9 protein-coding genes are annotated in these 8,320 nt (G+C 69.0%); all 9 read left to right on the forward strand.

Features of this window, described 5'->3' with window-relative positions; all coding sequences use genetic code 11:
* Window positions 1–597 (forward strand): MCE family protein (locus tag VGN50_RS00005; protein ID WP_327442568.1); only part of this gene is annotated, 597 nt, incomplete at its 5' end.
* The gene (locus VGN50_RS00010; protein ID WP_327442569.1) at window positions 594–1,622 is read left to right on the forward strand and encodes an MlaD family protein; all 1,029 of its coding nucleotides are present in this window, start codon (window positions 594–596) and stop codon (window positions 1,620–1,622) included. The genes VGN50_RS00005 and VGN50_RS00010, both read left to right, overlap by 4 nt.
* Window positions 1,619–2,581: an MCE family protein gene (locus VGN50_RS00015; RefSeq protein WP_327442570.1), complete on the forward strand. Its 963-nt coding sequence runs from the start codon at window positions 1,619–1,621 to the stop codon at window positions 2,579–2,581. Before VGN50_RS00010 ends, VGN50_RS00015 begins: the two co-directional genes overlap by 4 nt.
* A 2-nt stretch (window positions 2,582–2,583) precedes the next feature.
* Window positions 2,584–3,816, forward strand: a complete 1,233-nt coding sequence (locus VGN50_RS00020) for an MCE family protein (protein WP_327442571.1) — start codon at window positions 2,584–2,586, stop codon at window positions 3,814–3,816.
* A 5-nt stretch (window positions 3,817–3,821) separates the two neighbouring features.
* Window positions 3,822–5,099 carry an MCE family protein gene (locus tag VGN50_RS00025; protein ID WP_327442576.1) on the forward strand — a complete coding sequence of 426 codons (1,278 nt, stop codon included), beginning with the start codon at window positions 3,822–3,824 and terminating at the stop codon, window positions 5,097–5,099.
* Window positions 5,096–6,367: an MlaD family protein gene (locus VGN50_RS00030; RefSeq protein ID WP_327442572.1), complete on the forward strand. Its 1,272-nt coding sequence runs from the start codon at window positions 5,096–5,098 to the stop codon at window positions 6,365–6,367. The genes VGN50_RS00025 and VGN50_RS00030 overlap by 4 nt, the downstream gene beginning before the upstream one ends.
* On the forward strand, window positions 6,364–6,966 hold the full coding sequence (locus VGN50_RS00035) for a hypothetical protein (RefSeq protein WP_327442573.1): 603 nt from the start codon (window positions 6,364–6,366) through the stop codon (window positions 6,964–6,966). The genes VGN50_RS00030 and VGN50_RS00035 overlap by 4 nt, the downstream gene beginning before the upstream one ends.
* Window positions 6,950–7,633, forward strand: coding sequence for a hypothetical protein (locus VGN50_RS00040; RefSeq protein WP_327442574.1), 684 nt, complete (start codon window positions 6,950–6,952; stop codon window positions 7,631–7,633). The genes VGN50_RS00035 and VGN50_RS00040 overlap by 17 nt, the downstream gene beginning before the upstream one ends.
* 356 nt (window positions 7,634–7,989) lie before the next feature.
* On the forward strand, window positions 7,990–8,320 hold a 331-nt coding region (locus VGN50_RS00045), incomplete at its 3' end, for a hypothetical protein (RefSeq protein WP_327442575.1).

The following is an 8,320-nucleotide window of genomic DNA, read 5'->3' on the forward strand; positions in this document are numbered from 1 at the left end:
AAGCAGCATCAGCTGGCGGGGTTCCTGGCCGGGACGGCGGGGTTCGCGAACACGACGGCGGACTTCCTGGACGCCAACGGGCAGCGGATCATCCAGGTGGGTCGGGTGCAGCGGCCGACCGCCGAGGTGTTCGCCAAGTACGCCCCCGAGTACCCGTGCCTGGCGGCGGCGCTGACCAACTGGGTGCCGCGCATCGACGATGCCTGGAGGGGCGACGTGTTCCACCTGACCATCGAGACCTCCCCGCAGCGGCCCGGCTACCACCCGGGTGAGGAGCCTCGCTGGGGCGACTCGAGGGGACCCAACTGCTACGGGCTGCCAGATCACTACGGCAACCAGCAGCACCCTCGCGCGGGCATCCACTTCAACGACGGCACGTCGGGCTCGCCCTCGGGCGCAGGGAGCGCACTGCCCACCATGTTCGCCGGTCAGGCCGGGCTCTCGATCCCCGAGGCGGACTCGGGTCTCGCAGGCACCCAGCAGGAGCAGAATCTCGTGGCAGCCCTCCTGTCCCCGGATGGCACCGCGCGTCCGTCGGCCATCACGACGCTGCTGGCGGGGCCCATGCTGCGCGGAGCGGTGGTGAGCCAGCCGTGAGCACCCGAGCCAGCCTGGTCAAGTTCCTCGTGTTCGTCGCCGTGACCCTCCTCGCCACGGGCACGTTGGCGGCCACCATCGCCAACGTCCAGTTCGGTGACAAGGCCCACTACCAAGCAATCTTCACCGACGTCACGGGGTTGGCACCCGGGCAGGAGGTCCGGATCGCCGGCGTCCGCGTCGGGGAGGTGACCTCGATCCAGGTCGCGCCGGACCGGATCCACGCCAAGGTGGGTATGGACGTCCTCAAGACCAGCGTCCTCACCCAGGGCACCAAGGCCACCATCAAGTACCGGAACCTCGTCGGCGAGCGGTACATCGCGCTGACCCAGGACGTCGGCGGTGCCACACCGCTACGCGACGGGGCGACGATCGGCCTCGACCACACCCAGTCGGCCCTGGACCTCACGGTCCTGTTCAACGGGTTCAAGCCGCTGTTCGCCGCGTTGTCCCCCAAGGATGTCAACGAGCTGTCCGGCGAGATCATCAGCGTGCTGCAGGGCGAGGGTGGCAACGTCAACTCGCTGCTGGCCACGACTGCCTCCCTCACCTCCACCCTCGCGGACAGGGATGCCGTGATCGGCCGCACGATCACCAACCTCAACACGGTCCTGGGCACGGTCGACGCCCACGACTCCGCCCTCAAGCAGCTCATCGACCAGCTGCAGCGGTTCGTCTCCGGGCTGGCGGCGGACCGCCAGACCATCGGAGCCTCGCTGACCAACATCAACTCGTTGACGGCCCAGACCGCCGACCTGCTCCAGCTCACCCGCCCTTCGATCAAGAGCGACATCGAGAACTTGAGAGCCTTGACCACCAACCTGAACAAGCCGTCCAACACGGCCATCTTCGAGAAGTTCCTGGCCACCTCGCCCGCCAAGATCGACCAGATCACCAAGACGGGTTCGTACGGCTCCTGGTTCAACTTCTACATGTGCGACTTCTCCGGCACGATCAAGGTCCCGGTGGGTCCGGCGATCCAGCTGGGCAAGCCGGGCGGCGCGACGGCAGCGAGGTGCAAGTGAGCATCCCGTTCCGCGAGCGCAACCCGGTCCCCATCGGGGCAGCGGGTCTGACCCTCATCGCCCTCCTGCTGGTCCTGGCGTTCAACGTCGCCAACCTGCCGCTGATCGGTGGTGGCGACGAGTACCGAGCCGACTTCAGTGAGGCCGGCGGCCTGCTGGCCGGCGACGACGTCCGCATCGCCGGCGTCAAGGTCGGCAAGGTGAACAGCGTCGACCTCGCCGGCAACCACGTGGTCGTCGACTTCAAGATCACCGAGCCTGTGGCGTTCGGCGACCGGACCGGCGCGTCGATCAGGATGAAGACCCTGCTGGGCCAGAAGTACCTCTCCCTCGAGCCGGCCGGCTCCGGCCAGCTCAAGACCGACTCGGTGATCCCGCTGGACCGCACCGTGTCGTCCTACGACATCGTCAACGCGTTCTCCGACCTTGCGACGACCGCCGGTGACATCGACACCGGCCTCCTCGCGAAGTCACTGACCACCCTCGCGACCACGTTCAAGGACAGCCCCCCCGAGGTCAAGGCGGCCCTGTCGGGCCTGACCCGGCTGTCAGGCACCATCGCCTCCAGAGACACCCAGCTCAAGCAGCTGCTGGCCTCCGCCAACAGCGTCTCCGGCACCGTGGCCCAACGCAACAAGGCAGTGGAGTCGATCATCAATAACGCAGACCTGCTCATGGTCGAGCTGAACGCCCGCCGCGCCGCCATCCATACGCTCTTCACGAACACCTCGGCCATGGCCCAGCAGATCACCGGCCTGGTCCGTGACAACCGGGCGCAGCTCAAGCCCGCCCTCGACCAGCTCACCCGGGTGCTCGCCGTCCTGCAGAAGCACGAGCAGGACCTCGGCAACACCATCAAGGCGATGGCGCCGTTCACACGCCTGTTCGCCAACGTGCTCGGCAACGGCCGCTGGTTCGACACCTACATCGAGAACCTGACGACACCGGCGGGAGGCTGACGATGGCTAGACTTCCCAGGCTTCCTCGCCTGCCTCGGCTGGGGCTTCTGCCCAAGCTCGTGGCCGCCCTGGCCGTGGTCGCCCTCGTCGCCGGGTTCTACGCCTTCTGGCCGCGCCACGACTCGGTCAAGGTGACCGGCGAGTTCGTCCGCGCCGTCGGCCTCTACCCGGGGTCCGACGTCCGCATCCTCGGCGTCAAGGTCGGCACGGTCGACGACGTGGTCCCCGAGGGGGACAAGGTCCTGGTGACCTTCGAGTACGACGCCAAGTACCGCGTCCCGGCGGACGCCAAGGCGGCGGTGGTGGCTCCCTCGCTGGTGAGCGACCGCTACGTCCAGCTCTTCCCGGCATACACCTCGGGCCCGGTGATGCAGTCCGGCGCCCAGATCGGGCTGGACCGCACCGCGGTCCCGGTCGAGCTCGACCGGATCTCGCAGAGCCTGGACCAGCTGCTCGTCGCGCTGGGGCCCACCGGCGCCAACAAGAACGGCGCGTTCCAGGACCTGCTGCACACCGGCGCCCAGAACCTCGCCGGCCAGGGGCAGAACCTCCATGACACCACCCACAGCCTCTCGCTGGCGCTGCAGACCCTCTCCGGAGGACGCAACGACCTCTTCGGCACGGTGAAGAACCTCCAGAGCTTCACCACCATGCTGGCCACCAACGACGGCCAGGTCCGACGCCTCAACAGCGACCTCGCCAACGTCTCGGTCCAGCTCGACGGTGAGCGCGGTGACCTGGCCGCGGCCCTGAAGAACCTGGCCATCGCCCTCAACGAGGTCTCCTCGTTCGTCCACGACAACCGTGCCGGCCTGACCACCAACCTCAACCAGCTCGCCAGCGTCACCGGCACCGTGGCCGCGCAGCGCGACGCCCTGTCCGAGGCGCTGACCAACGCGCCGGTGGCCCTGAGCAACCTTCAGAACGCGTACAACCCGGCCGCGGGCACCCTGGACACCCGGGCCAACATCAACGAGAACCTCAAGGTCCAGAACCTGCTGTGCGACCTCATCGTCGCCAGCGGACAGCCCGCCAGCGCCTGCAAGACCGTCACCGGAGCTCTCAAGCCGGTCACCGACCTGCTCGGCAGGCTCCAGGGCTCGGGCGTGCAGCTGCCGACCAACCTGCTCTCGGCCGTCCCCAGCGCGGTCCCGACGACCCAGTCCGGTTCCACGACCGTGCAGATGCGCGGCGCGGACCCGACCCTGGGTGGATTGCTGAAGGTGTCCCAGTGAGCGCGATGACGGCCCGTATGCCGCGAGCCCGCCGCAGCCTGGTGGCCCTGGCCACGGGCGCCGCCCTGCTTGGCGTCAGCGGCTGCCAGGGGGCGTTCGACCTCCCGCTGCCCGGTGGCGCCGCGCAGCGCGGCGACATCATCCGGGTGACCGCGGAGTTCGCCGACGTCCTCGACCTCGTCCCGCAGTCGTCCGTCAAGGTCGACCAGGTCACGGTCGGCTCGGTCGAGAAGATCGAGCTCAACGGATGGACGGCCCGGGTCACCATGCGCCTGCCGCGCAGCGTGAAGCTGCCCGACAACGCGATCGCCCAGATCAAGCAGACCTCGCTGCTGGGTGAGAAGTACATCGAGCTCTCGCCGCCGCCGGCCACCGCGCCGGTCGGCACGCTGAAGGACGGCGACAACATCCCGCTCGACCGGACGGGCCGCAACCCGGAGGTCGAGGAGGTGCTGTCGGCGATGTCGCTGCTGCTCAACGGCGGCGGTGTGGCCCAGCTCAAGGTCATCGAGACAGAGCTCAACAATGCGATGCACGGCAACGAGCCGCAGATCCGCGACGTGATCAAGCAGCTCAACACCTTCGTCGGGGGCCTCGACGCCCAGAAGGCCGACATCGTCAGGGCGATCGACAACGTCGACAAGCTGGCCGCCAAGCTCGCCGCCCAGAAGGACGACCTGGCCCGGGCCCTCGAGTCCATGCCCCAGGGGCTCAAGGTGCTGGCCGACCAGCGCCAGCAGCTGGTCCGGATGCTCTCGGCGCTCAGCCGGCTGGGGGCGGTGGGGACGACCGTCATCCAGCAGAGCAAGACGGACACCGCGGCCGACCTTGCGGCGCTCAAGCCGATCCTGGGAGAGCTGACGGCTGCGGGGGACAACCTGCCCAAGTCGATGCAGCTCCTGCTCACCTACCCCTTCTCCGACGGGACCCTCGGAGCGATGAAGGGCGACTACACCAACATGACGGCCAACCTGCAGCTCGACCTGACCGACCCCAAGGCCTTCGTCGGCAGCCTCGGCCAGCCCACCCCGCCCCCGGGTGTCGTGCCCACCGGCGGGACCCCCAGCCTGCCCGTCCCCCTTCCGACCACGCTGCCACCCCTGCCGAAGCCGTCCCTGCCGGGCGGTCTGCTGCCGGGCAAGTCATCGACCAGCCCCAGCTCGTCCTCGACCAGCAGCTGTGTGATCCTCTGCCCGCTCGGCGCGCCGGCGCAGTCCTCGTCGCAGTCGGGGTCGGGCAGCTCGGACAGCTCGTGGCGCTCCCTCTACGGAGGTGACGCATGATCCGGCGCTCGGTGCAGGTGCAGCTCTTCGCCTTCCTGCTCATCACCCTGCTCACCGTCTCCGTCCTCTCGGCGAAGTACGTCGGGCTCTACGACCAGGTGGTCGGCGGCCAGATCCACGTCAGCGCGGACTTCGCGCAGTCGGGCGGCATCTTCGTCGGGTCCGAGGTGACCTACCGGGGCGTCACCGTCGGGCGGGTCGACGGACTGCGGCTCTCCAAGGACGGTGTCGTCGTCGTGGCCAAGCTCCAGCGTGGCACCGAGATCCCCAAGGACACCCACGTCGTCGTGGAGAACCGCTCGGCGGTCGGTGAGCAGTACCTCGACTTCCAGCCGCAGCGGACGGGTGGCCCGATGCTCAAGGACGGCGACACGATCCCGCGCCAGGACACGGCATACCCCCTGCGCGTGGACACCCTGCTGCTGAACCTCGACCAGACCGTGAACTCCGTCAACCGCGACGACCTGCGCACGGTCGTCGACGAGCTCGGCACCGCCTTCGCCGGCGGGGGGACCGACCTGCAACGGCTGCTCGACAGTGGCGACGCCCTCACGAAGTCGGCCACGGAGGCGCTGCCCCAGACCATCAAGCTGCTCGACGACGGGCGCATCGTCCTCAACACCCAGCGCGACACCTCCGGTCAGATCAAGACCTTCGCGAGCAGCTTCGCCGACCTGACCGCCACCCTCAAGACCTCGGACCCGGACCTTCGGCTCGTGCTCGACCGTGGTGCCCTGGCCTCGCAGGAGCTCCAGACGCTCATCCGCGACAACCAGGGCAACCTGGCGGCGCTGATCGCCAACCTCATCACCGTCGGGCAGGTGACCACGTCGCACGTGGCGGGGATCCAGCAGCTGCTGGTCACCTATCCCGATGTCGTGGCCGGTGGCTACACGGTCGTGCCCGGCGACGGGACGGCGCACTTCGGGCTGGCCATGGCGCAGAGCCCGCCCGTGTGCACGCAGGGCTACCAGGGGACCGTGCGGCGCAGCCCTCAGGACACGAGCAGGGGCACGACGAACACCTCGGCCCGGTGCACGCTCCCGCGGGGGTCGGCGTCTAGTGTGCGAGGTGCCCAGAACGCTCCTGGGCCTTCAGGCAGCCCCAACAGCACCATGCCCGTGGCTTTCGGTGACCAGCCCGTATCCCCTGGCATGGCGGCTTCGTTGGGCATGACGATGCCACCGGTATCGGTGCCACTTCCCCCGTCGGGGGCGGCTGGCCCGGACTCCTCGTGGCTGTGGATCATGAAGGAGGCTGCTCGATGAGCACGATCACCACCCACGCCGGGCGGGCGGTGAAGGCAAGGGAAGGGACGGCGGGTACGACCGTGGCTGCCCAGACCTCCGACGCAGGACCCCGTCAGCGGGCCGCGGCGGCGCTTCGCGTCACCCCTGGGTTGCTGTGGGTGCTCGTCGCCCTGGCGCTCGTGGCCTCCCTCGCCCTCGGGGCCACCCGGGGACGGGCCTGGTATGCCGCGCGCCAGACCTCCGAGGCCAACGCCGCCGCGTTGGCCGCGGCCCGCCAGCTGGCGGTCAACTTCGTGACGGTGGACTACACCCACGTCGATGCCGACATCGCGCGCGTCAAGGCCGGGGCCACCGGACAGTTCCTGTCGAGCTACTCGACCTCGGTGAACGACCTCAAGAAGGTCCTGGTGGCCAACAAGACCCAGTCGAGCGTCAACCGCATCGAGGCGGCGCTCGTATCGGGCGACCGCGACTCCGCGGTGGCCCTGGTGGGAGTCGTCGCGCCGACCAAGAACACGTCGGTGCCGAACGGCGAGACCAAGACCTACCGGATGCGGCTGCAGCTGCGCCTGGTCGGGCAGGCCTGGAAGGTGGAGAACCTTGAGTTCGTCGGCTAGCCGCCCCCGCCGGCCGGTGGCAGGGGAGCGGGCCCGGTCGCGAGCGGCCGGAGATGCCGTCGGCCCCAAGGCCACCGCTGCGCCGCCCTCCCCGCACGCCGCGCCGCCCGCAGTCCCCCTGCCTGCCCCGGCGCCACCGGTGGCCGCTCCGCCAGCTCCGAAGGCGCCCGAGACGGCACCGGTTGCCTCGGGCTCGCGCCGCTGGGCCGCCCCCGTCGCCGCGCTGGTCGCCAGCCTCGCCCTGCTGGCCGTCCTGCTCGGGGTGACCTGGCAGGACCCGCAGCAGCAGAGCAATACCGACAGGGTCGCGGCGAGCGCCGCGCGGGCCTCGATCGAGCAGATGCTGAGCTACAACTACAAGACGATCGACGCCCAGGCAGCGCAGATCGAGACCCTGCTCACGGGGCCGTTCAAGGCCGAGTTCACCTCGGCGATGGACAAGGAGATCAAGCCGCTGGCCGTCAAGAACCAGACGGTGGTCGAGGCCAAGGTCTCCGACATCGGCGTCATGAGCTCCTCCGGGTCCACCGTCCGGGTGCTGGCCTTCGTCAACCAGGCCCGAGTCGGCGCCGACCACACGACCCCCGCGGTCGACCAGAACCGCGTCATCGCCACCATGTCCAAGGTGGGCGACCGCTGGCTGGTGAGCAAGGTCGAGGCCTTCTAGGCCCATCCTGCGTCAGACCAGGCACGCGAAACGCCTGGGACCGCCTTGACGCAGAGCCCGCGGGGGGCCATCCTCGTCTGCGTCGAGAGACCCGGGGCTTGAGGCCTCGGACGAGACCCCCGTCGACGGTGCGGCGCATGCCGAACTGGACACGGTTGGACGAGGCTGCCCTTCTACGTGTATGCTCTTCCTTTGCGCTGCCCTCTGTCGTCGACCCCCTCTGAGACCCACGCCCTTTGTCGTGCCCTGCGGCACGAAGTCGCGGCTGGTTCCAGGCGAGGCCGTAGGCCGGTGGTGGACGCGACTTCGGTTTCGAACCATCAGTTTTAAAGACAGGCCCGTGGAAGGACCCCTCCTTGGCTGCCTCGCGCAACGCGACTCAGACTGTGTCCACCGCACGGACGGCCTCTGGCCGTCTGTCGTTCGCGAAGATCCGCGAACCCCTCGAGGTCCCCGACCTCTTGGCGCTGCAAACGGAAAGCTTCGACTGGCTGCTCGGTAACGAGCGCTGGCAGGCCCGTGTTGCAGAGGCCAAGGCCGCGGGCAGAGGGGATGTGCCGGATCGCTCCGGCCTCGAGGAGATCTTCGAGGAAATTTCCCCCATCGAGGACTTCAGCGGCTCCATGTCGCTGTCGTTCCGCGACCACCGCTTCGAGGACGTCAAGTACTCCATCGAGGACTGCAAGG

This window comes from Pedococcus sp., assembly GCF_036000045.1.
Classification (GTDB): domain Bacteria; phylum Actinomycetota; class Actinomycetes; order Actinomycetales; family Dermatophilaceae; genus Pedococcus.

Bases quoted from the DNA above. Each gene is read 5' to 3' on its own strand.
- VGN50_RS00030 (WP_327442572.1), top strand. From the start codon at position 5,096: ATGATCCGGCGCTCGGTGCAGGTGCAGCTCTTCGCCTTCCTGCTCATC.
- VGN50_RS00020 (WP_327442571.1), top strand. From the start codon at position 2,584: ATGGCTAGACTTCCCAGGCTTCCTCGCCTGCCTCGGCTGGGGCTTCTG.
- VGN50_RS00035 (WP_327442573.1), top strand. From the start codon at position 6,364: ATGAGCACGATCACCACCCACGCCGGGCGGGCGGTGAAGGCAAGGGAA.
- VGN50_RS00025 (WP_327442576.1), top strand. From the start codon at position 3,822: ATGACGGCCCGTATGCCGCGAGCCCGCCGCAGCCTGGTGGCCCTGGCC.